The organism is Brevibacterium sanguinis, from assembly GCF_003315415.1.
GTDB lineage: Bacteria > Actinomycetota > Actinomycetes > Actinomycetales > Brevibacteriaceae > Brevibacterium > Brevibacterium celere_A.
The window spans coordinates 340736-364054 of record NZ_QNSB01000004.1; the positions used below are offsets into that span (position 1 = coordinate 340736).

Here is a 23319-nt window from a genome sequence, read left to right on the forward strand (position 1 = left end):
TCATCCTCTTTCCGTGAAGGGCGGGTGTGAAGCGATTCGGTTCGGCTGCCGGCGCGACTTCGCGGCGAGCAGCGGCACTCCTTCCATGGTGGACGGGGGAGGGCGATAAGGACAGAGACAATCTGTCACAATGAAGTCGTGGACGATTACACAGTGTCAGACCGCTCGCAACGGTTCGCCGAGCTCACCATCGCGGATCTCCTCGACTTCGACGAGATCCTCCGGGGCGCGCCCGACGTCGTCTCCGGACACGAGCGCCTGGACAACACCGTGCGCTGGGTGCACATCGCCGATTCCGAGCAGGTCGGGCAGTTCCTCGAAGGCGGGGAGTGCGTGCTCAGCACCGGGCTGTCGTACCGGTCCTCGGTCGAGGCCGCCGCAGGCTTCCTCGACCAGCTCGAATCGGTGCCGGCCGCGGGAGCCGTCATCGAGCTCATCGACGAGACCGGTCAGGCCGATGAGGACGCGCTGAGGATCATCGCCGAGGCGGCCGCCGGCAGGGACCTGCCGATCATCCTGCTGCGTCGGCGGATCAAATTCGTCCGCGTCACCGAACTCGCCCACCAGGAGCTGCTCAACCGGCAGCTCGCCCGCATGGAGCGGGTGCGGCGGGCCCACGAGACGTTCACCCAACTCAGCCTCGAGCGGGCCGGCGCCGAGGACATCGTCGCGCGCACCTCGGAGCTGCTCGGCTCACTCGTCGTCCTCGAGGACGTCGGTCACCGCGTCCTCACCCATTCCGGCGGAGGTGAGGATGCGCCGCGCATCCTGGCGGGCTGGGCGGGGCCGGCCGGTCGCCTCGGCGGAGGCGAGGGTCCGGGGGCGCAGTGGCTGCAGACCCCGGTGGGACTGCGGGAGCGGAGGTGGGGTCGCCTCGTGGCTCCCGGGCACACGGTCGCCGATGCGGAGGCCGCGCAGATCATCGAGCGGGCCGCCCAGGCCCTGACCCTGGCGCGGATGGCCGACCGCGACGAGCAGGATCTCCTGGTCCAGGCCCAGGGCGGGCTGATCCGCGAGATCGCGGATTCGACGGAGCTCGACGAGGACACCGCACGGGGCCGGGCGCGGGCGCTCGGGTTCGCGCCTCGGGACCGGATGGTTCCGGTCGTGGTCCGCATCGACCGGGGCCAGGCGCCGGATCCGACGCACCTCCAGCTGCAGGAGCGGACCCTGCTCCAGCAGCTCGTGGAGTCCGCGCACCGCCACCGCTGCTCGACCCTGGCGACCGGACTGCAGTCGGGGTCATTCGGCGTCGTGCTCGCCCTTCCCGCGAGCGCGGACGAGGATGCGATGCTCAAGCGGGTGCTCTCCCACCTGCCCCACAGGGAGACGACGATCGGGGCGGCCCGGTCGACGACGTCGCTGCTGACGGCGGCGGCCCGCCTGGAATCCGCCGCGCAGGTCGCCGAGATCGCCTCGACGCTCGACCTGCGGCAGAGGCTCTACTATCGCTTCTCCGACGTCCGGCTGCGCGGACTGCTCACCTCGCTGGCGGAGAACCAGGCGCTGAGCGCCTTCGCCGAGGCGGAGCTCGGCCCCCTGCTCGAGGCCGAGGACGAGGAGATTCTCGACTTCCTCGAGCTCTTCCTGTCCCATGGCGGCAACAAATCCGCTGTCGCCCGTGCCGGCTTCCTCTCCCGACCTGCGCTCTACGCGCGCATCGCCAAGCTCCAGGACCGGCTCGGGGTGTCCCTCGACGACGCCGAGTCGCGCACGGCGCTGCACGTGGCCCTGCTGTGGTGGCGGGTGCGGAGGCGCCGCTGACGGATGTCGGATGCGTCGAGGCGGCCGGGCAGGACGCCCGACCGCCTCGGCGACCTCACTTCACTCGCTCGAAGTCCCCGGCGTGCAGCTTCTGCCAGTAGTCGCGGAAGTCGCCGCGGATGACCTTGGCCAGCACGTAGAGCCCGATTCCGTTGCACACGGCCGGCAGGAAGAACACCGAGTCGGTGAAGACGATGATCGGCCCCAGCGACACGGCTGCGCCGATGACGGTGAAGCAGAGGTAGATGACCTTGTAGACCGTCTCCGCGGTCTTCCGGTCCCCGAACAGGTAGCCGAAGCACTTCATCCCGTAGAACGAGTTGCTCAGCAGCGTGGAGTAGGCGAACAGCACGACGGCCACGGCCAGGACGTAGGGGAACCAGTCGGCCACCGTCGCGAACGACCTCGAGGTCAGGGTGACGCCGTTGACCACCTCGGGGTCGGCGCCCTTCCACACTCCGGTCACGACGACGACCAGAGCGGTCATCGTGCACACGATGATCGTGTCGACGAACGGTTCGAGGGAGGCGACGAAGCCCTCCGTCGGCGGCCGGTTGGTCTTCACGGTCGAGTGGGCGATCGGGGCGTCGCCGATGCCGGCGGAGTTGGAGAACGCCGCACGCTGGAAGCCGACGATGAGCGAGCCGATCACGCCGCCGGCCACGCCTTCGGGGTTGAACGCCCCGGTGACGATGTCGACCATGGCGCCGGGGATCGCGGGCACGTTGACGGCGAGGACCATGAGGCAGCCGAGGATGTAGATGATGGCCATCGCGGGCACCATCACCCCGGCCACCTTGGCGATGGCCTGGATGCCGCCGAGGATGACGAGGCCGGTGACCACGGCGATGATGAGGCCGAGGAGCCAGCGATTGTCGCCGAGCCACGTGCCGAACGCGCCGCTGCCGCTGACCTCGACGACCTGGGCGACGGCCTGGTTGGACTGGAAGGCGTTCGTCCCGATCGCGGCGATCATCATGAACAGCGCCCACGCGGCGGCGAGGAACCTGCCCAGCCGGGGCTTGCCCACCTCGGCGAGTCCGCGGCTCAGGTAGTACATCGGTCCGCCGGACGTCGTGCCGTCGGGATGGACGGTGCGGTACTTGACGGCGAGCATGCACTCGGCCATCTTCGTCGACATCGCGAGGAAGCCCGCGACGATCATCCAGAAGGCCGCACCCGGACCCCCGATCGTGATGGCCACGGCGACACCGGCGATGTTGCCCAGTCCCACCGTCGAGGCCAGGGCCGTCGACAGTGCCTGGAAGTGGCTGACCTCGCCCACGGCATCGGGCGGGGTGAAGCGCCCGCGGACCAGATCGTAGGCGTGCTTCATGCCGCGGACGTTGAGGAACTTCAGCCACAGGGTGAAGAAGAGCCCGAGGACCACCAGCCACAGGACGATGATCGGCATCTCGGTGCCGAAGACGGGAATCGGGTAGAAGACGACGGACTCCACGGCCCGGGCGACGGGGCCGAAGTACTCCTCGAGCGCGGCGTCGATGCCGGTCGCTTCCTGCGCGAGGATCTGCGGGGCGCTCACGCCCTGACTGACGAGTGCGCTCACGGGACGACCACCACCGGGATCGGCGCGTGCTGGACGAGCCTGTTGACCGTGGAGCCGAAGATCGCGTTGCGCAGATGGGACTCGCCGGTGCGGGCGACGACGATCATGTCGAAGGACCCGGAGTCCGCGAGGTCGGCGATGACCTCGGAGGGCCGGCCGTGGAGGACCCTCGTCTCGATCTCGGTGGTCCGGTCGTGCCCCTGGGATCGTGCCCATTCGACGATGGGATCGATCACCTGCGCCTGCGCCCGCTCCTTCTCCAGCGACACCTGCCCCGGACGGGCCTCGTTCTCCTCGGGAGTCGGGAAGGCGAACTTCGACCAGTAGACGACGTGGGCGACGAGCACCTTCCATCCGTTGGCGGCAGCGCGTTCGATCGCGAACTGGGCCGCTCTTCGCGCGTTCTCACTGTGGTCGACACCGACCAGAATCGATTCCATGGTTCTCCCCTGTTTTCGACGGTGGAAGGCCGAGAGACACCGGGGACGGCGGTCTCGCACCTGCGGTCAAGAGCTTTGTCATACAATCCAGAGTGGAATTTGTCATACAATCTAGACGCACTCGCAGCCCGAATGCAAGATGGATCACACCCCGGGGCCGCCTCGCCGGGGCGGTTCACTGACGCCCCTTCCCTGCCGCTGGAGCCCGCCCCACCCGATGACTGCCGGTCGCGCGCCGAGGCGACTCAGCCCGAGACCTCGCCCCGGAGGGCCCGGATGTCGTCGGTGACGGGGATTCCCTCGACCTCCGCCCTCCGCCTCCGCGCGTAGCGGCGGTCACCTGGCATCCGACTCATCCCGGCCTCGCGCAGCATGCCCACGAGCTCCGCCACCCGCCCGGGGAATCCGTCTCCGCTGCCGCGCTTCGGGTCGATGACGATGTAGAGCTGCCCGGTGCGGAACGTGTGCGCGCCGGCGGGTGCCTCGGCGTCGATCTCGACGGTGAAGCCTGCGCCCGTGAGGCCGGCGGCCAGGGTCTCGATCATCAGCGACAGGAGGGCGCCCTTGTGCCCGCCGAAGGGGCTCAGCCCGCCTTCCGCGAGGATCACCGCGGGATCCATGCAGTCCTCACCGTCACCGTCGACACCGGTGCCCGGCGGCACCGACCGGCCCTCATTGCGATGCAGCTGCAGGTCTCCGTGGGACATCGTCGAGGTGGCGAAGTCGAAGACGACGGGGTCGGCGTCCGCGGCGGGAGTCGCGAAGCCGAACGGATTGGTCCCGAACACCCGCTGCCTCGCGCCCGGCGGGATGACGGCCGCCTTTCCTCCCGCGATCATGCCGAGGGCGACGAGGCCCGAGCGCGCGAAGGACTCGAGCTCGGGCCAGAGGGCACTGAAATGATGAGCGTCGCGAATGGCGACGACGGCGGCACCGGCCTCGCGCACCGCCTCGGCGATCTCCTCCCGGGCAGCAGCCAGGGCAGGCTGGGAGAAGCCGTTGCGCCCGTCCACGCGGACGAAGGCGCCTCCGGCCCGCTCGACCTCAGGCTCGGCGCACCCGTCGGCCCACCCGCGACCGAGCGAGTCGACATAGCCGCGGACGCGGAAGACACCGTGGCTGAGGGTGCCGTCGCGCTCACAGGAGGCGCAGTTGAGCGCGAGCTCCCTCGCAACCGGCTCGCAGGCCCCGGCAGCGCGCAGTCGGCCCTCGATGAGCGCGACCAGCTCCTCGAAGGAGATCCGCTCCCCGAGCCCCTCTGCGGCGGACCGGGCCGGCGGTTCGACGGCGGACGGGCTCGGATGGTCGGCGGACGTTGGCATGGTGCACCTCGGTTCGGTCGGGAACTAAGAAAATAGTGATGCAGATAACGAAATATTGTCATACGATCGGATGCAGTGCCAGGTCAACGCGGCCGATAACTGTTCGGACTCGATCCGTCACGGACGTCTGGCGAACACCCCCGGTGGGGATAGTGTCGATCGCGTGGCAGGGCTGCAGGCACGGACGCATCGGTGCATCCGTATCGGCTCACCAAGCGGCAGATTGCTGCCGCGTTCCACATGATCCGGCCCGAACCTCGGGCCGGCGGATCGACGAAGAGAGACAAGGATGTCCAAGACAAGTCAGATCATCATCGCCATCGTCGGCGTCATCATCCTCTCCCTGGCGGGCGGCTACTTCGGCGCCGGCATGCGCGGAGGCGGCGGTGGTGCCGGCGGCTCGGAGAACGGCGCCTGGATCGAGAAGATCAAGGAACAGGGCGAACTGAGGGTCGGCATCGCGTCCGCTCCCCCGATGACGGGCGAGCAGGAGGACGGCACCATGGGCGGCCCCAATGTCCTCCCCCTGCAGAACCTCGCCAAGGAGCTCGGAGTGAAGTTCACGCCGGTGGCCGCCGAGTGGTCGAAGATGGTCTCGGGTCTGCAGGCCGACCGCTTCGATGTCGCCGCCTACCTCGACGCGACCTCCGAGCGGTCGTTGGCGATCCAGTTCACCGATCCCGTCTACACCTATGAGGGCGTGTGGATCGTCAAGGCCGATTCCGGCCTCAAGTCCCATGACGACATCAAGAACAGCGGCAAGCCCATCGCCGTGGCCTCGGGCACCTCGTATGAGCGCCGTGTCCAGGGACTCGGCTTCGACATCGTCAACGCCGAGGCGATCCCCCAGTCGATCACCGCGATGGAGGCCGGCCGTGCGGTCGCGGCCTTCGGCGATCTGCCGACTCTCGCGGATGCGGCGCAGAAGAACGAACAGCTCAAGATCGTCCGCCCCGACCCGGTGATCTTCCTCAGCGACTCGAACTACGGAGTCAACCCCGACATCGACGCGCGTTCGCTGCAGGTCATCAACATCGCGATCCAGAACGCGAAGAACGACGGATCCTTCGAGCAGGCCCTCAAGGACGCCGGAGTCATCAGCCCCGACGACCTCGGCGACCTCGAGATGAAGTGATCCCGAGTGTCGATTGAGGAGTCCTCATGAACTACAACTTCGACTGGTCGGTGATCACCTCGAACCTTCCGCGCCTGCTCGACGGGCTCGGGATGACACTGTGGATCGCCGTCGTCGTCATCGTCCTCAGCATGCTGCTGGCCATCCCGGTCGCGTTCCTGCGGATGTCGAACATCGAGGTCGTGCGGTGGTTGGCGCAGCTCTACATCGAGATCTTCCGCTGCACACCGCTGCTCGTCCAGCTGTTCTGGGTGTACTACGCGATGCCGACCCTGACCGGGATCACGATCCCGGGCACGATCTCGGCGATCATCGCCCTGACCCTCAACCTCACGGCGTTCATGGCCGAGGCCTATCGCAGCGGCTTCCAAGCCGTGCCGATCGAGCAGGTCGAGGCGGGCAAGATGCTGCGGTTGAGCAGGTTCCAGCAGATCCGCTACATCATCGTCCCGCAGGCGATGAAGCAGCAGCTGCCGGTCATCATGTCGCTCAACATCTCGCTGTTCAAGGACACCGCCCTGGTGTCGACGATCGCCGTGGCCGACCTGATGTTCACCGCCAACAAGATCGCCACTGAGTCCTACCGGGCACTGGAGATCCTCACCGCCGCGGCGCTCATCTACTTCGTCATCGCGTTCCCCGCCTCGCTCATCCTGTCCAAGATCGAACGAAACCTGATGATGGCCGGAAGCGTGCGCAAGAAGAAGGGGCTCGCCACCCAGATGCTGCCCGGCGGGAAAGTCAAGGTGAAGCCATGAGTGAGAACACGACAGCGCGGGCCGGCGCCGGCCGGACGATCTCCGCGAAGCAGGGAGACATCCTCGTCTCCTGCCGGGGACTGCAGAAGAGCTTCGGCGACCGCGAGGTGATGAAGAGCATCGACTTCGACATGCGGGCCGGTGACATCACCGTCATCATCGGCCGCTCGGGGTCGGGCAAGAGCACGCTGCTGCGGGCGATCGCCGGTCTCACCGATCCCGACGACGGGGAGATGGTCTTCGACGGGGAGGTCGTCTTCACCGAGGGCAAGCGCACTCCCGCGTGGAGCCAGGTGGATTCCCATGTCGGGATGATCTTCCAGAGCTACACCCTGTGGCCGCACATGGATGTGCTCAAGAATCTCACCCTGGCGCCGCGGAAGAAGCTCGGCATGTCCGAGTCGGAGTCGCTGGAGCGGGCGGAGAGGGCTCTCGCCGAGGTGGGCATGTCGCCTCACCTGCATTCGCGTCCCGCTCAGCTGTCCGGCGGTGAGCGGCAGCGTGTCGCGATCGCCCGTGCGCTGATGATGCAGCCGAAGCTGCTGCTGTGCGACGAGATCACTTCCGCACTCGACCCTCCGGTCGCCGCCGAGGTCCTCGACGTCCTGCGCCGGCTCAAGGAGGAGGAGGGCATCGCGGTGGCTCTGGTCACCCACGACATGGCCTTCGCCTCGAAGGCCGCGGACCGCGTCGTGTTCTTCCACGAGGGTGAGATCGCGGTGAACTCCACGCCCGACGACGCCTTCAACAACACGCAGGATCAGGACCTCAAGAAGTTCATCGACGCCGTGAGGTTCTAGCCCACGGTGCCGCTGCCGGCACGGTTCAGGCCCCGATCACCTCAACGAGGCGGTCGGGGCCTGAACCGTGAGCGGAGCGCGCATCCGGCAGGGCACGATGGTCGGCACCCGTGTCAGGAGCCGTGAGCGGTCTGCGTCAGCGCACGTAATCGGCGCCGGTGACGTCGAGGGTCGCGCCCGTGAGGTGGCGGGAGCGGCGGGAGGCGAGGAACGCGACGAGCTCGGCGACGTCCTCCGGCGGTGTCACCTCCCGCAGCGGGAGGCCGGCGAGGACGTCGGGAGAGATCGCCCCGGCCGCCAGTCCCGTGTCGACCCAGCCAGGGGCGATGGCATACGCGAGGACGCCGAGGTGGCCGTAGCCGCGCGCGATGCCCTTGGTCAGGCTGAGCAGCCCGGCCTTCGCGGCACCGTAGGCGAGATGCTCGGCATCGTCGCCGCGATGGGCCGAGCGGCTCGTGATGGTGATGATCGTCCCGCCTCCGGCACGGTCGGAAGGGCCGGAACCCGAGCCGCGGACGAAGTCGAGCAGCGCCAATCGACACAGGTCCGCCGCCGAGGTGAGGTTGAGCTGGAGGTTCGCCGCCCACCCGGATCGCCATCGCTCGGCGTCGTCGAGGGGTGAGTCGATCCAGGCGCCGGCGTTGCAGACCAGGGTGTCGATGCCGCCGAGAGCCGCAACCGCCTGGGACCACAGCGCTTCGGCCCCGGTGGGATCGGAGAGGTCCGCTCCCACGGCATGGGCCCGCTCGCCGAGCTCGGCGGCGAGGGCGGACGCCGCGGCCGCGTCCGAGCCGTAGTGGATGACGACTGCGGCACCGTCCCTGTGGACGGAGCGGGCGATCTCGGCTCCGATGCCCTTCGAGGCTCCGGTGACGAGGACCTTCCGTCCCTCGAGCGGTGGTCGGGTCACGGGGTTCTCCTCAACGACGTGATGGGCGCCGGCGTCACTTCGACCGACCGTCGCCGGCCGCTGCCTGTTCCCGCCGGCCGATACTCCGGTGCCCGACTCATCCGACCTGCTGGGCGCCGGTGATCTCGACCGCCGCCCCCGAGATGAAGGAGGCGCGGTCGCTGAGCAGGAAGGAGCTGAGCTCGGCGACCTCGCGGGGCCGGCCGAGGCGACCGAGCGGGATGCTCGCGGCCAGCTCCGCCTCGGAGGTGTGCGAGTCGCTGAGCTTCTGCGCGACCATGGGGGTGAGGATCTCGCCCGGGCAGATCGCGTTGACCCTCACACCGTGCTCCCCGTGGTCGCGGGCGAGCGACCGGCTGATGGAGACCACCGCGGCTTTCGAACAGTTGTAGGCGACGTGGCCCGCCGCCGGCATCAGCCCCCATTGGGAGGCGATGTTGACGATGGCCCCCGCTCCGGAGGCGACCATCGTCGGCAGCACGGCGCGGCAGAGCCGGACCACGGCGTCGACGTTGACGGCGAACGTCGCCGCCCAGTCGTCCTCGCTCAGCGTGAGGATGTCCCCGCGCCGCATCACCCCGGCGCAGTTGACGAGCCCGGAGACCTCGCCGAGGCGGTCGGTCACCTCGGCGACGAGCCCGGCGCAGCCCTCCGGAGTCGAGAGGTCGGCGACGAACGGGGTGATCCGCGCGAGCGCCTCGGCGTCGGGCGCTCGGACCGGGGGCTGCTCGCCCCGGGCTCCGGCCCCGGCACTCCCCCGGGTCTCCCCGGCTCCGGCCCCGGCGCTCCCCCGGGTCTCCCCGGGACCGAATCGGGGCGGCACCCGGTCGACCGCTGCGACGTGGGCGCCCTGCTCGGCGCACACCTCGGCGATGGCCGACCCGATCCCTCCCGCGGCTCCGGTGACGAGGACGACCCTGCCTGCCAGCTCCATCACTGCTCCTTCACCTCGGACCCGGGCTCAGCCCTGGTCCGAGGTGAAGATGAGGTCGTGCCACTCCTTGTGGGCCGCGGCGGTGATGTCCGAGACGACGTGCTTGACGTTCGTGTACTCGTCGAACGAGTACTGGCTCATGTCCTTGCCGAAGCCCGAGGCCTTGTAGCCGCCGTGGGGCATCTCCGAGAAGATCGGGATGTGGTCGTTGACCCACACGCAGCCCGCCTGGATCTCCCGGGAGGCCCGCTGGGTGCGGAAGACCGAGGTCGACCACGCCGAGGCGGCGAGTCCGAACGGGGTGTCGTTGGCCAGGGCGATGCCCTCGTCGTCGGTGTCGAAGGGCAGGGCGACGAGCACCGGCCCGAACACCTCCTCCTGGACGATCGTCGAGTCCTGAGCCGCCCCGGTGATGAGCGTGGGCCGGTAGAACGCGGTGCCCTCGGGCGCATCGCCCGGGATCTCGCCGCCGCAGACGATCTTCGCCCCGTTCGCCTCGGCGTCGTCGACCATGGCGGCGACCTTGTCGCGGTGGGCGATCGAGATGAGGGATCCGAGGTCGGTCTCCGGGTCGCCCGCGGCGCCGATGCGCACGGACTCCATGAGTTCGGCGACACGGGCGACGAAGTCGTCGAAGAGCGGACGCTGCACGTAGGCGCGGGTCGCGGCGGTGCAGTCCTGACCGCCGTTGATGAGCGCACCCGCGACGGCGCCGCGAGCCGCGGCCTCGAGGTCGGCGTCGTCGAAGACGAGGAACGGCGCCTTGCCGCCGAGTTCGAGGTGCACGCGCTTGACGGCGCCGGCCGCCTTCGCCCCGATCTCCCGACCGACCCTGGTCGACCCGGTGAACGAGACCATGTCGACGTCCGGGTGCTCGACGAGGGCCGCCCCGACCTCTGCTCCCGTGCCGGTGACGACGTTGAACACACCGGCGGGCATGCCCGCCTCGTGAGCGGTCTCGGCGAAGATCAGGGAGGTCAGCGGGGTGAGCTCGGAGGGCTTGAGGACGATGGTGTTGCCCGCGGCGACCGCCGGCAGCGCCTTCCAGGCCGCCATCTGCAGCGGGTAGTTCCACGGGGCGATCGAGCCGACGACGCCGACGGCCTCGCGGCGGATCGAGGACGTGTGCTCGGCCGAGTACTCGGCACTGGCCTTGCCCTCGAGGTTGCGGGCCGCGGCCGCGAAGAAGCGGACGTTGTCGATCGATCCGGGGATGTCGAAGCCCTCGGCGAGGCGGATCGGCTTGCCGCCCTGGCGGGATTCGAGGGCGGCGATCTCCTCGGCGCGGGCCTCGAGCAGGTCCGCCCAGGCGAGCATGATGTCCGAGCGCTCTCCCGGGGTCCGGCGCGACCAGTCGCTGAACGCTCGGCGGGCCGCGGCGACCGCCTCGGCGACGTCGGTGGCATTCGCCGAGGCGCCGGTGGCGACCGTCTCACCCGTCGAGGGGTCGACGATCGTCAGGGTCTCGGACCCGGAGCCGGCGCGGTGGGCGCCGTCGATGAAGTTGAGCTCTGTCATGATGTCTCCTCATGTGGGGCGGGATCGGGGGTGGATGCTGGATGGTGCGAGTCGGACGCGGTCCCGCCATGGCCGGAGCGGCGCGAGCCCTCGCCATGACCCGGGTCGGGGTCCGCGGGGTCGGGGATGATCGGGTCGACGAGGTCATCGTCGGTGGTGAGCCGGCCGACGCCGAGACCCCAGATGTCGGCGACGGTGTAGCCGACGGGGAACGGATCGTCGGCCTCGAGGACGAGCTGCTGATGACCGGTGATCCATCCGCGTCCGCTGATCGACGGGACGATCCCGGAGCGATCGCCCACTGCGGCGCGCTCCTTGACCTGAGCCGTGAAGGTCGTTCCCATCATCGACTCGTGGACGAAGGTGTCGCCGACGCCGAGTTCGCCGCGGGCGAACTTCGCCGCGACGCGGCCGCTGGTCCCGGTCCCGCAGGGGGACCTGTCGAGGGTGCCCGACCAGGTGGTGGGGTCGTCGAGGTCGACCTCCCCGTTGGGCAGCACGACGGCGTTGCGGCCGTCGGTGCCCTCGGTGCGCGGCGCCCCGTGGATCATCGGCAGGGCGATCGAGTTGATCTCCGGCAGCAGCGGGTGGGCGACGTCGAATGCCTCGTCGGCGGCCTTGCGCATGACGCTGGCGGCGCGGATGATCTCCTTGGCGTTGTCGGGCTCGAGCTCGACGCCGAGGTTCTCCTCCCTCGTCTGGACGTAGAACTGCCCGCCGAAGACGATGTCGACGGGGATCGTCCCGTAGCCGGGGACGTCGAGCGGAAGGTCGAGCCCGACGACGAACGCGGGCACGTTATCGAACGTGACGTTGACGGCCCGTCCGCCGACGACGTCGACGCGCACCGCGACGACTCCCGCCGCGGTGTCGACGCGCAGGCTGGTCACCGGCTCCTCGACGTCGATCGCGCCCGTCTCGACCAGCGCGGTGACCGCGCAGATGAGGTTCGATCCCGACATCGGCCGGAATCCGCCCTGCTCCATGACGATCATCCCGAAGTCACACGTGGGGTTGGTGGGCGAGACGATGAGCGGCGAGCACAGTCCCGGATACCCGCGCGGTTCCTGGAGGACCAGGGTCCGCAGGTCGTCGAGGTGGGTCTCGCAGTACCGCAGTCGCTCGGTCATCGTCGCGCCCTTGACCCGCAGGCCGGTGCCCATGAGGACCCGGCCGGGTTCGCCGGCGGCGTGGACGTCGACGGCGTTGATGCGCATGATCGTGTTCATCAGGAGACGGTCGCCACTCCGGCGGCCTCGAGCAGTCCGCGCAGCTCGTCGCGGTACTCGTCGGCCAGAGGCTGGATCGGGGCGCGCGTGGGTCCGGCGGGAACTCCGACGAGCTCGACACCGGTCTTGATGGCGCAGGCGTAGTTGTGCGACTCGAGGAACACGCAGATCGGGTTGATCTTCTCCCACAGCTCGCGGGCCTTGGGCAGATCCTCGTCGACGGCGAGCGCCTGGTAGAGGTCGCTGCAGAGCGCCGGGATGACGCTTGCCGCGCCCCACACTCCGGCCTTGGCGCCGAGCGCCAGGGCGGCGAAGGTCAGGGTGTCCCAGCCGTTGAGCGCGGTGATGTCATCGGCATGGTTGTAGTGGACCTCGGTGAACTTCGGGAAGTCCCCGCCCGTGTCCTTGTAGGAGGTGACTCCGGTCTCCGCGCCGAGGCGGCCGAGCTGTTCGGCGGTCAGGTCGAGTCCGGTGGCGGCGGGGATGTTGTAGAACATGATCGGGATGTCGACGGCGTCGCTGACGGCCTTGAAGTGCGCGATCACCTCGTCGAAGGACGGGGTGTCGTAGAACGGCGGCACGATCATCAGGGCGTCGGCGCCGGCGTCCGCGGCGTCCTTGCTCAGGTCGATGGTCTCGGCGGTGCTCAGCGCACCGGTACCCGCGACGACGGGGACCCGGCCCGCGGCGGCCTCGATGTAGGCCCGGTTCGAGGCCTTGCGCTCGGCGATCGACAGGGCGGTGAACTCTCCGGTCGAGCCGCCGGGAACGAGTCCGTTGACTCCGTTGGAGATGATGTGCTCGACCTGGGCGTTGATGCCTTCGACGTCGACGGCGGAGCCGTCGGGGGTGAAGGGGGTGACGCAGGCGGCGAGGATGCCGGTGAATGACGTGGTCATGGGTGTGCCTTTCGAATGTGGTGGGGTCGCGAGGGTCAGAAGCGGTTGGGTGAGACGCGGGCGAGGAGCTCGGGGCCGAGGCTGGGCTCACGATCGAGCATGATGTCGGTGAGGACCTTCGCCGATCCGGGTGCGAGGGTGAGACCGAGCATCGAATGGCCCGAGTTGACGTAGGCGTTGCGGGCGATGTCGAGACCGCCGATGACGGGCAGGCCGTCAGGGGTCATGGGACGCGATCCGGCCCAGGCCTCCCGCTCACCCTCGGGCTCTCCCCACGAGTGGAAGGCCTCGCGGGCCGCCCGGCGGATCGCCTCGACGCGGACGGCGTTGACGGAATCGTCCTTGCTGCCGAACTCCATCGTGCCCGCCAAGCGCAGCATCCCGTTGAGCGGGGTGACCGCGACCCGGGCGTCCTCGAGGGTCAGCGAGGTGCGAAGCTGGATGGGCGCCGGCGAGTAGTCGAGGCTGTAGCCCTTGCCGGAGTAGATCGGCAGCTTCTGCCCGAGCCGGGCCAGCAGCTCTCCGGTGGGCACGCCTGCCGCGACGACGACGGCATCGGCGGAGATCACCTCGGCGTCGTCGGTGACGACAGCGGTGACCCTGTCGCCGCTGCGCACGAACCGGGTCACTGCCACGCCTTCGCGGACGGTGGCGCCGAGCACATCGAGCTTCGTCAGCAGCGCGCGGGTGAGCGAGTCGGGTTCGATCTGCCGGTCACTGGGGAAGAAGAGCCCGTGCTTGAGGCGGTCGCTGAGCGCCGGCTCCGCCGCCTGCACGGCGTCTCCGTGCAGGTGCTCGGCGATGTGACCGGCCGATTCGAAGGCCGCCAAGCTCTCGCTGTGCTCGTCGAACCGTTCCCGGGTCTCGAAGGCCAGCAGCACTCCCTTGGCGTGCATCTCGAAGTCCATGCCGGCACGCTGGTAGTCGTCGAAGAGATCGTTGGCATCGGCGCCGAGGCGCAGGTGCAGGTCGAGTCCGGCCTCGAAGTCGCGGGCGTTGCAGTGCATGGCCATGCGGAGCAGGAACTTGATGTAGCCCGGGGCCAGGGAGGGTCTGATCGACAGGGGGCTGTCGGGCTTGAGCATCCACTTGATCCCCTGCAGCAGGACGCCGGGGGCGGGCACCGGATTGCTCTCGGCGATCGCGATCTTGGCGGCGTTGCCGTGCGAGGCCGCGGCCCCGCATCGACCGGCTTCGAGGACGGTGACCTCGCATCCCGCCGAGGCGAGCTCATAGGCGGTGGTGAGTCCGACGACTCCGCCACCGACGACGACAGCTTTCATCCAGGTTCCTCCGTCTTCCCCCCGGGCCCGACGGTGGGCTCCGGTCCATTGGCGCACGACGATTGTATGACAATCAACTTTGACTTACGCTACGCAATGATCCCGGTCACGTCAATGTCCTTCCACCGATCAAGATCGGCATCGGGATCGGACGGTTCAGCGTTGGGGTGGTGCGGGCGTCAGAGCACGGGAGGACGGGCGCGTCAGCGGTCGGGGGCCGGCGGTTCAGTGGCCGGGAGCGCCGGCGGAGACGAGCCGCGCAAGCTCCTCGGCGCTGTCGACCGTGTGCGCCCTGAGGGCGTCCTGGATCCGGTCGGTGTCCCTGCTGCGGATCGCCTCCATGAGCGCCTCATGGACGGCGTGGGCCCGGCGGATGTCGCGTCGGGTGAACTGGTCGTAGGCGAGGACGATGGTCATCTGCGCCTCGACGACGGGCCAGATGCGCATGAGCAGGTAGTTCTCCGCAGCCTCCCACACGCCGCGGTGGAAGCGGATATGGGCCTCGTGCAGCGCGAGCGGCTCCGAACCGTCACCGACGGATTCGAACTCTTCCCACGACCTCTCGAGCACGGCCATCCGACGTCCGGTGTCGTCGGCGAGGATCTCGTTGATCGCCTCGGTGTCGAGGGCGACGCGGACGCGGGCGATCTCGAGCAGGGAGTCGACGTGAATGTCGGCAACCCTGAGACCGCGGTAGGCCTCCTGGATGAGGAAGCCGTCACGAGCCATCTGATTGAGTGCCTCGCGAACCGTGGGACGGCTGACCTCGAGCGACGAGGTGAGCTCGGCCTCGATGATGCGCTGGCCGGGACGGATCTCGCCGAGGACGATCCGGCGTTTGATCTCGTCGATGACACGCTGACGCCGCTCGGTGTTCGACACCGGTTGACGCACGGCCGGGCTCTCGGTCGCTTCCGTCGTCTCTGGCATCGGCCCCACTGCGCTTCCCACTCGTTCCCGCTCCCCCGCATCGCTCCGGTCCGGCGGCGAGGGCTTCCGCGCGCGCGGAAGCCCTCTGAGCGTAGCACCGGGCAGGGGCCGGGCGCCGCACCTCACGCCCCACCTCGGCGAGGCCGACCGCAGGACCCGGCGCCCCACCTCGGCGAGGCCGACCGCAGGACCCGGCACCGACTCGGGTTCTCGGTCTCCCCCGCAGCCAGGAGGCCTCAGACCGCCGAGTCGGGGGGATGCCGCAGATTCAGACCGCGAGCACCCGGCCGGTGACGTTGCCCTCGACGGAACGGACGAACGCGGCCGCGACCTGCTCGTCGGTCACGGGCACCATCCCGGCGAAGGCGTCGTGGTAGTGCGGGGAGTTCGCGAGGACGTTGGGGCTGACCGCGTTGATGCGGATTCCGCGCGGAAGCTCGGGAGCTGCCGCCATGACGAAGGACTCGACGGCCCCGTTGGCCATGGCCGCGGCTGCGGCGGTCGGCACGGGTTGGCGGCTGAGCACGCCCGTGGTCACCGTGATCGAGCCGCCGTCGCTGAGGTGGTCGAGGCCCTGGGTGACGAACTCGATCTGGCCGAGCGTCTTCGAGGTGAAGGCGGCCGTGTAGTCCTCGCGGGACAGTTCTGTGACCGGCTTGAAGGCTGCGGCGCCGACGGCGATGACAATGGCGTCGACGGTGCCGACGGCCGACAGCAGGGAGGAGATGGACTCGGGATCCGAGGTGTCCACACCCGGATCGGTCGAGCGCGAGACAGCGATGACCTCGTGTCCGCGGGATTCGAATGCGGAGCGCGCGACTCCTCCGACGTGACCTCCGCCACCGACCAGCAGTACCTTCATGACAGACCTTCCTCGCTTCGGGATTGTCAGACGATTTCGATTGACTGACACCAGCGAGGCTAGTGGACGCGGCCGGATCACACCACCCCTGCGGTGGCCTCAGATCTTCGCGAGCCCGGCGGGGTCGTCCGCTTCGTCGGTCAGCCCCAGGCGGCGTCGGTCACGCTGCTGATCGACGAAAAGCACACAGAGGATTCCGGCGACAAGCGTCAATCCCGCGGCCACAGCGAATGCCATAGTGTACCCAGCTGCACCACTCGATGCTCCTCCGATGATGAATCCCGAGACGGCGGGCGCCACGATGCCCGCACTCGTCTGTGCCGCGTTGGCGAGTGAGAGGTTCGTCCCGCGTTTCGACGGCAGCGTGAGCTCCGTGGTGATGAGCAGGCTGAGAGGAAATAGTGCGGGAGCGGTGCCGAAGCCGACGGCCATGAGCGCGACACTGATCCATGTCTCGGAGACGATGATGGCACCGAGCAGCGCGACACCCGAGACGATAGCCCCGCAACCGAGTACCCTTGCCCGCGATCGACGGGTGACGACGCCGCGCTTTTGCAGCCGCTGACTCAGCCCGCTGAGAGCGAGCATCGCCGCACAGCCCCAGACGGCGATCAACCCGATGAGACCGCCGGCCTGCTCGCCAGGGAGGTGGAGCACCGTCTGGAAGTACGCGGGTGCCCAGGACAGCGCGACCGTGAACGTCCAGTATGCGAAAAATGAAGTGAGCAAAGTGAGCGTCCATGTCGGGGTGAGGATCGTCCGCCACAGTGGAAGCGTGAGTTCGGGTGCCGCCACCTGCTTTCCGGCGCCCGCGGGTGCCGGACCACCAGGGGACCGCTGTCTATCGATTGGCCCTTCCTTGCCGATGACCAGCCAGATTCCGCACAAGACCACGCCGGCTAGTGCCAGGACGACGAAAGCGGAGATCCAGCCGAACCGCACGATCGCCCAGGAGAGCACAGGAGCGAAGACGACGAGGCCGACCATCGCTCCGACGGAAGCCACAGCACCCGGCGCGGCCCGCTTCTCCTCAGGGAACCACTTGTAGATCCCGTGGAGGATCACCGGGGAGCTCGGCCCTTCGCCGGCGCCGAGGATCAGCCGTCCGACCCAAAGGGCCGGCAACGAGGCGAGAAAGATGATCGGCAGCTGTGCCAGGGACCAGATCAGGCACAGGACGAGGAGAAGCCATTTCGTGGGAATGCGATCGACCAGAGGAGCCGCGAGGATCTGGGCGAGGATGAAAGTGAAGAACATGGCGCTGCTGACGAGGCCGAAAGCCTCCGGGCTGATGTCGAGATCCTCCATGATCGGCACTGCGGCGAGCCCGAGCACTGCTTTGTCGGCCCAATTGAGCATCATGAAGAAGAACAGGGTCATAGTGATGACCCAGCCGTAGCGGTCCTGCCTCTCGCTCGGCCATGAGATCGGGTCGGACCAGTCGACGACTGATCGGAAGACGAGGGGAATGGACGCGCGGTTATTGATAGCCAAGGGATTGCTCCTTCTGAGTCGGGTCACGAATCCCCGTCGGCCCGTTGCGCGATGCGGCCGGGCTCCTCGCCTGTGAGGGCGGCCCGCAACAGGTCGGTGAGATTCGATGCGGTAGGCGGTCGAGGATTCGACGCCGGGATGGCAGGCAGGGCGATGCGAACGGCCTCGTCGATGTCCGCCGAGGTGAACCCGTAGTCGGCGAGCGCTCTCGGCGCTTCGAGCGTCCGACCCAGAGTCCAGAGGGCCGCGAGGACATCGGAGACTCCGACAGCGGCGGCGAGGTGCTCCACGGCTTCTGGCGCGCAGGGGGCGTTGAAGGCCAGAACGTGGGGAAGGACGATGGCATGGGTCTCGGCGTGGGGCAGGTCGAAAGTTCCGCCGAGAACGTGGCAGATCTTATGGTGCATCCCGGACCCCGCCGAGGCAAACGCCACCGCAGCAAGATACCCGCCGTAGAGAGCGCGCTCCCGTCCGTCTACTCCCACCGGATCGGCAGCGATCGCCGGCAGAGCCAGAGACAGGACCCTGATTCCCTCCGCCGCCAGCGCGGCATTCATCGGATCCGCTCGAGGCGCCCACAAGGAATCGACACAGTGGGCGATGCTGTTGAGACCCGACGCCACCGAGAGATCTTTCGGCAGCGACAGGGTGAGCTCGGCATCGTAGACGACGACAGCGGGGAGCACCCGGTTGTCGACACCGGTCGTCTTTCTCGCCCGGTCTGTCAGCCCCCAGACGTTCGTCGCCTCGCTTCCCGAGTATGTCGTGGGAACCGCGATGATCGGCAGGCCGGTGCTCAGAGCCACTGCCTTGGCCAACCCGGTCGTCGATCCGCCGCCGACACTGACGACAAGATCGGCCCCTGCCGCTGCAGATCGTGCCCGCTCAGCGACTTCGAGGGGCACATGCATCACCACCTCGTCGTGCCAGGTCACGACGTCGAGGCCGGAAGAAACGCGCTTCGCCGTCGACATTTGGCTCGCCGAGGCGATGACCATGGCACGACGGGCGCCAAGATCCGAGGCCGCGGTGGCCACGTGCTCGGCAGCCTTCCCAGTCCCGAACAGCACTCGTTGCCCCAATGTCACATGGTCAAAGCTCAGTCTCATGGTCACCCTCCGTCGTCAGTGCTGTCTCCGCCGGGGAGATCGCACCCCATCGGACCAAGTGTCGGCGGATTTCCTCGATGGATTCCTCATTGATGTGATGGTCGGGGTCGTCGTAGACGGTGAGCCCGACCTGAGCGCCCGCCGATTCGAGTTCGCGCTTCGTCGCCTCGACGCGCTCGAGCGGCACCCAGTTGTCCGCCGCCGCCGTGAGCATTCGGACCTCGAGACCGGCCATCGACGACGCGGAGCCCCAGTGCCGTTTGTCCGGACCGAGGTACCCGCCGGTGTGGAGGATTACCCCGCCGAGTCGAGGGCGGCACCGGAGGAGGTGCTCGGCGAGCAGACACGCCCCCTGTGAGAAGCCGAAAGCGACGATGGGAGTGTTCACCTCGGCGTCAAGGGTGGCAAGGTCATCTCTCAATGTGGCCAGTGACCTGCCGAGATCGGGCTGATTGTGGTCGAGGGGCGCCATGAACCCGGTCGGGTACCAGGAGCACCCCGGAGCCTGAGGCATGACCCAGATGACCCCGGAGACGTCCGTCCGAGCTGCCACCTCGGCCATGAAGGTAGACGATTGGCCTCGGCCGTGGACGGCATAGACGATGAGTGTCGCCTCATGAATTGGGGGGCCGATACGGACCGGCCCGGTGTCCTGCGATGTCGGATTCACAGTTCCTCCTTGCCTGCCAGGGTCGGTTCGTCCCTCAGCCGGCGGGTCCTTGGTTCTGGCGGACGTGTTGGGCTTCAGTCGGTTGCGATGGGTTCGAGCCGGGACATGATCTCCTCACGTTGGGACTCGAACTGAGGCGGAAGCATGAAATTCTTCCCCAGTTCCTCCGGGGATTCGTCGCAGTCCCAACCACCTTCGTTATGGGTGACGGCGAGCTCGAAGAGCGCGCCGCCAGGTGTGCGGACGTAATGCGATTTGAAGTATGTGCGGTCCTTGAGCTCGGAGATGTCGGTGTAGCCGGCTCCTTCGATCTCGAACTTGATCTCCTCCTGGTTGGTGAGATTCTCGAGGTTCCAGGCGAAGTGGTGGTAGGTCCCAGCGCCGTAGCGCCAGGTGCCCTGGTCGTCGCGCCGGTTGCCAGTCAGCTCGATCCAGTTCCCATAGTCGTCCTTGCCGATCTGGAAGCGGACTCGGTCGCCCTCCTCGAGGATCTGTCCGCGGGCGTCGAAGGTCTCATTGCCGAATTCGACCATTCGGTCGTGGTCGAACACATGGATTCCGACACCGTGGATGCCGTGGATCGCCGAATCCTCGCCGACTCCGTTGCCCGTATGGCCCCGACGCGGGTCCTTGCTGTTGCCGACGAGCTGGTATTCGAGACCGCACGGATGATGGAACTTCACGCGGCGCTCCCCGAAGAGCTCGATCTGCTCGTGTTCGACATCATGGGCGGTCAGGCGCCGGGCCCAAAAGTCCAGCGATCCCTCCGGCACTGAGAGCAGGACCTCGCGAGCTTGGTTCGTCCCCCGCCTCCCGTAGAGTCCGTGCTGGGCCCAGGGGAAGGTGGTGACGACGGAGGAAGGGTCCCCATCGGCGTTCGAGTAGTAGAGGTGGTAGACCGGGGTCGAGCCGTCGTAGAGGACAGTCTTCTTGATGAACCGCATGCCGAGCACCTTCGTATGGAAATCAACGTCCTCCTGGGCTCCTCCGACGGAGAGGGTGACATGGTGCGAACCGACGATATAGGACATGGTTTCTCCTTGTTCTGAATCCTTGGGCTGGGTTGGGGTCGGAAAGTCGGCGGAATGCCTTATCCCGAGGCGTCAGCGAGGACCTGTTGCGGTCCCGCCGATGCCGCAGCAGTGGAACGGTCGTTGACGACCGCCCCGATGCCGAAGTGCATGAGGTCCTCACCGACGTAGAAGTTGCCTCTGAATCCGCGTCGCGCCTCGCTCCATTTCGACACCGGTGTGCTACCTGGGACGAGGTGGGTGAGGACGAGAGTCTTCACCCCTGCTTTCTCCGCCTGTGGTCCGACCTGCTCAATGCTGGTGTGTGCCGCGAGCATGTGCTGCATGAGGTACTGGTCGGGATTCCGACCATTAGGTCCGACCAACGATGACACCCAGTCGAGGTCGATGCATTCGTGCAGGAGCAGATCGGCGCCACGCGCGATGGTCACTAGGTTGTCGCAGACTCCCGTGTCGCCCGAGATGACCACCGAGCCGTCAGTAGTGTCGAATCGGAAGGCGAAAGCGGGGAAGACTGGCCGATGATCGACGAGGATCGCACTCACCCGGACGTTCTCGTCGGAATAGATTTCGAATGGCTCCATCTCGGGAGAGGGGTCACCGTTCGGGTCGCTCCCAGTTTCTCCGGGCAATTCGATGTCGTGGACCTCGAAGATCTCCCGGAGGTCCTGCTTCGCGTTGTCACGCATTCGGTCGTTGATGTCCGTGGAATAGGCCTGGAGGAGGCGGTGAGTGGATTCCCGCAGTCCCGGCGTCGGGCTGTCGGGATTCCACACCTCGGGGGCATCCTCCCTGGTGCCGAAGATCGGGGGAAGCATGGTGCGATCGCCAGGCCCGAGGATCTGGACGGGCCGGTCCAGGCCGCTCGATCCGTTGTGCCAAGCCAGCAGGAGAAGATTGGGGTAGTCAATGGTGTGGTCGGAATGGTGGTGGGTGATGAAGACCGCACGCAGCTTGTCGATCCCGTGTTCGAAACCGGGAGCGCTGACGCCCGACTCCCGGAAGCGAGGACCCCAGCCCTCTCCGCAGTCGATGAGGTACTGGGAGCCGCCAACGGTGATGAGCGTCGAGATTCCCGCCCGGGTGCAGTTCTCCCACCATGGAGGTCCTCCAGCGGTGCCCAACAGGGTGACCCGAGTTCGGTATCCCAGGGATTCCGTGAGAGACACAGGACGGGGCGAAGCGTGCATGAATGACCTTTCTGAGCCGAGTTCCTTGGGTGGCGGGACAGGTCGAGGGACCCATCAGATGAATGCGGATCGTCCACCACCGGCATTGGTGATCGGGATCACATGTTCAGTGTGGGCGACCATTGCTCAATAACTCAAATACCAATTATTTGTGCAATGTATAATCCTGATTTATGGATAGTCGTCAGCTCGCGTACTTCCGGGTCGTCATCGAACAGGGTTCGTTCACGGCGGCCGCCGCTAAGCTCCACATGACCCAGCCTTCGCTCAGCCTCGTCGTCCAGCGGCTCGAGAAGGAGCTCGGGATCAGGCTCCTCGATCGAAGCCGGCTCGGCGTTCGACCGACGGAGGCCGGTTCCCACCTCTATGCGACTGCTGCGAACGTCCTCGATCAGATCGACGCCGCCACTCTTCACATCCGCAGCCTTGCAGACGGCCTTGCCGGCAGAGTCATCCTGTCGAGTACGCCCATCTTCAATTGGGGGCATCTCCCGGCCATCCTCATCGCACTCCAGAAGGAAGCTCGGGAAATTGATCTTGTCCTCGAGGATCCGCCTCCCGACCGCACCGTACGCAGCGTCCTCGACGGAACGGCTGACATCGGGGTCGTCACCGCCTGGGACCTCGCTCAACTCAAGGCGATGTACGGCGATCGACTCGAGATGCGATTGGCGATCAACCTCCCGCTCGTCGCCGTCCTCCCCGCCTCCTGGGCAAAGTCGGTCGATTTCGTCAGCCTTCACGAGATCCGTGAGATGCGATGGATTATGCCGGCGACATCCACAACGTTCCCAGGGCTGCCCGAACTGTTCGAACACCTGTGGAACTTGCGCCCCGAGCTCCGGCCCCGCTCGATCCAGAAGACCTCCGGAGTCCAGACCGCCCTGCCTCTCGTCGCAGCCGGACTCGGCATGACGATCGTCCCGGAGGGAGTCGGTGCAATCGCTGACAGCTCCATCGCAATCCGCCGGATCGACGACGACGTCGTCCCGCTTCAGGCCGTCGTCATCTGGCGACGATCCGCTGCCCAAACACCGGCAGTGGCGACGGTCATCGACTTGCTCCTCGACCGGGACCGTTGGAAACCCAGCGAGAACGCGATCCATCGGCAGTGAGACGTGCACCGAAGGAACTGAAGAATACTCCGCTGACGGCGCATCCGCTCGGACGAAGAACGGTCGGTTCAGCGCTTAGGACCCAGCTCTTCGCTGAGCGCCGAGCGACGTGCAGCGATGTCACTGGGTCTAGTACCGGTGTGTTTGGACAGAATCGGCTAACTGCCCGGCAAGACGATACGACGGATGAGCATGCATCCGACTTGAGTTCGAGCGCCTCCTCGCTGACCTGGGCATCGACCAACGCAACGGAGCGGCGAATCGCCCCCAGACACAAGGCAAGATCGAACGTTTCCACCAGACGCTCAAACGGTGGCTATCTGCCCGCACCTACCCGCACACACTGACCGAACTCCAGA

Annotated in this window: 21 protein-coding genes and 1 pseudogene; 6 read left to right on the forward strand and 16 right to left on the reverse strand. The window is 67.4% G+C overall.

The annotated features are described in order from the left end of the window. Nucleotides 1-138: 138 nt before the first annotated feature. Entirely contained in the window at nucleotides 139-1764 is a 1626-nt protein-coding gene (locus DFO65_RS07970; protein ID WP_245940543.1) for a PucR family transcriptional regulator, read from the forward strand. A gap of 55 nt (nucleotides 1765-1819) precedes the next feature. On the opposite strand, the gene DFO65_RS07975 is transcribed toward DFO65_RS07970, so the two are convergent. The 3 genes from DFO65_RS07975 to DFO65_RS07985 all read right to left on the reverse strand — a co-directional run bounded on the left by DFO65_RS07975 (nucleotide 1820) and on the right by DFO65_RS07985 (nucleotide 5093). Next, a complete protein-coding gene (locus tag DFO65_RS07975; RefSeq protein WP_113903876.1) occupies nucleotides 1820-3331 on the reverse strand; it encodes an alanine/glycine:cation symporter family protein in 1512 nt (503 codons plus the stop codon). Continuing rightward, complete coding sequence (locus DFO65_RS17175) at nucleotides 3328-3771, reverse strand: universal stress protein (protein WP_113903877.1); 444 nt, start codon at nucleotides 3769-3771, stop codon at nucleotides 3328-3330. Before DFO65_RS17175 ends, DFO65_RS07975 begins: the two co-directional genes overlap by 4 nt. A gap of 245 nt (nucleotides 3772-4016) precedes the next feature. Next, nucleotides 4017-5093: an Ldh family oxidoreductase gene (locus tag DFO65_RS07985; RefSeq protein ID WP_113903878.1), complete on the reverse strand. Its 1077-nt coding sequence runs from the start codon at nucleotides 5091-5093 to the stop codon at nucleotides 4017-4019. Between the two features lie 289 nt (nucleotides 5094-5382). On the opposite strand from DFO65_RS07985, the gene DFO65_RS07990 reads away from it, so the two are divergent. From DFO65_RS07990 to DFO65_RS08000, 3 genes are read left to right on the forward strand one after another with little or no spacing between them, the layout of a single operon-like run. Next, the gene (locus tag DFO65_RS07990; RefSeq protein ID WP_113903879.1) at nucleotides 5383-6228 is read left to right on the forward strand and encodes a substrate-binding periplasmic protein; all 846 of its coding nucleotides are present in this window, start codon (nucleotides 5383-5385) and stop codon (nucleotides 6226-6228) included. 26 nt (nucleotides 6229-6254) lie between these two features. Continuing rightward, on the forward strand, nucleotides 6255-6986 hold the full coding sequence (locus DFO65_RS07995; protein ID WP_113903880.1) for an amino acid ABC transporter permease: 732 nt from the start codon (nucleotides 6255-6257) through the stop codon (nucleotides 6984-6986). Continuing rightward, nucleotides 6983-7786, forward strand: coding sequence for an amino acid ABC transporter ATP-binding protein (locus DFO65_RS08000; protein ID WP_113903881.1), 804 nt, complete (start codon nucleotides 6983-6985; stop codon nucleotides 7784-7786). The genes DFO65_RS07995 and DFO65_RS08000 overlap by 4 nt, the downstream gene beginning before the upstream one ends. 136 nt (nucleotides 7787-7922) lie before the next feature. Here DFO65_RS08000 and DFO65_RS08005 read toward each other — a convergent pair whose 3' ends face one another. From DFO65_RS08005 to DFO65_RS08065, 13 genes are all read right to left on the reverse strand, one after another. Then, nucleotides 7923-8696, reverse strand: coding sequence for an SDR family NAD(P)-dependent oxidoreductase (locus tag DFO65_RS08005; protein ID WP_113903882.1), 774 nt, complete (start codon nucleotides 8694-8696; stop codon nucleotides 7923-7925). A 97-nt stretch (nucleotides 8697-8793) separates the two neighbouring features. Next, a complete protein-coding gene (locus DFO65_RS08010) occupies nucleotides 8794-9630 on the reverse strand; it encodes an SDR family NAD(P)-dependent oxidoreductase (RefSeq protein WP_113903883.1) in 837 nt (278 codons plus the stop codon). 27 nt (nucleotides 9631-9657) lie between these two features. Then, nucleotides 9658-11148 (reverse strand): gamma-aminobutyraldehyde dehydrogenase, encoded by a 1491-nt coding sequence (locus tag DFO65_RS08015; protein ID WP_113903884.1) that lies wholly within the window; start codon nucleotides 11146-11148, stop codon nucleotides 9658-9660. Beyond that, on the reverse strand, nucleotides 11145-12377 hold the full coding sequence (locus DFO65_RS08020; RefSeq protein ID WP_113903885.1) for a proline racemase family protein: 1233 nt from the start codon (nucleotides 12375-12377) through the stop codon (nucleotides 11145-11147). The genes DFO65_RS08015 and DFO65_RS08020 overlap by 4 nt, the downstream gene beginning before the upstream one ends. Then, complete coding sequence (locus tag DFO65_RS08025; protein WP_113903886.1) at nucleotides 12377-13276, reverse strand: dihydrodipicolinate synthase family protein; 900 nt, start codon at nucleotides 13274-13276, stop codon at nucleotides 12377-12379. The genes DFO65_RS08020 and DFO65_RS08025 overlap by 1 nt, the downstream gene beginning before the upstream one ends. Before the next feature lie 35 nt (nucleotides 13277-13311). Beyond that, nucleotides 13312-14559 carry an NAD(P)/FAD-dependent oxidoreductase gene (locus DFO65_RS08030; protein WP_113903887.1) on the reverse strand — a complete coding sequence of 416 codons (1248 nt, stop codon included), beginning with the start codon at nucleotides 14557-14559 and terminating at the stop codon, nucleotides 13312-13314. A gap of 225 nt (nucleotides 14560-14784) precedes the next feature. Then, nucleotides 14785-15489 (reverse strand): GntR family transcriptional regulator, encoded by a 705-nt coding sequence (locus DFO65_RS08035; RefSeq protein ID WP_113903888.1) that lies wholly within the window; start codon nucleotides 15487-15489, stop codon nucleotides 14785-14787. A 268-nt stretch (nucleotides 15490-15757) separates the two neighbouring features. Further along, nucleotides 15758-16351, reverse strand: coding sequence for a short chain dehydrogenase (locus DFO65_RS08040; RefSeq protein WP_113903889.1), 594 nt, complete (start codon nucleotides 16349-16351; stop codon nucleotides 15758-15760). Between the two features lie 99 nt (nucleotides 16352-16450). Continuing rightward, nucleotides 16451-17845: an MFS transporter gene (locus tag DFO65_RS08045; protein WP_245940544.1), complete on the reverse strand. Its 1395-nt coding sequence runs from the start codon at nucleotides 17843-17845 to the stop codon at nucleotides 16451-16453. A 23-nt stretch (nucleotides 17846-17868) separates the two neighbouring features. Then, nucleotides 17869-18954, reverse strand: coding sequence for a maleylacetate reductase (locus tag DFO65_RS08050; protein ID WP_113903890.1), 1086 nt, complete (start codon nucleotides 18952-18954; stop codon nucleotides 17869-17871). Beyond that, nucleotides 18938-19624: an alpha/beta hydrolase gene (locus DFO65_RS08055; protein ID WP_181778669.1), complete on the reverse strand. Its 687-nt coding sequence runs from the start codon at nucleotides 19622-19624 to the stop codon at nucleotides 18938-18940. The genes DFO65_RS08050 and DFO65_RS08055 overlap by 17 nt, the downstream gene beginning before the upstream one ends. A gap of 74 nt (nucleotides 19625-19698) precedes the next feature. After that, nucleotides 19699-20655, reverse strand: coding sequence for a VOC family protein (locus DFO65_RS08060; RefSeq protein WP_113903892.1), 957 nt, complete (start codon nucleotides 20653-20655; stop codon nucleotides 19699-19701). A 59-nt stretch (nucleotides 20656-20714) separates the two neighbouring features. Continuing rightward, nucleotides 20715-21779 (reverse strand): MBL fold metallo-hydrolase, encoded by a 1065-nt coding sequence (locus tag DFO65_RS08065; protein ID WP_245940546.1) that lies wholly within the window; start codon nucleotides 21777-21779, stop codon nucleotides 20715-20717. 239 nt (nucleotides 21780-22018) lie between these two features. Here DFO65_RS08065 and DFO65_RS08070 point away from each other — a divergent pair, with 239 nt between their 5' ends. Continuing rightward, nucleotides 22019-22960, forward strand: a complete 942-nt coding sequence (locus DFO65_RS08070) for a LysR family transcriptional regulator (protein WP_113903894.1) — start codon at nucleotides 22019-22021, stop codon at nucleotides 22958-22960. Between the two features lie 208 nt (nucleotides 22961-23168). Continuing rightward, nucleotides 23169-23319, forward strand: a pseudogene (locus DFO65_RS08075) (IS481 family transposase); the annotation flags it as partial.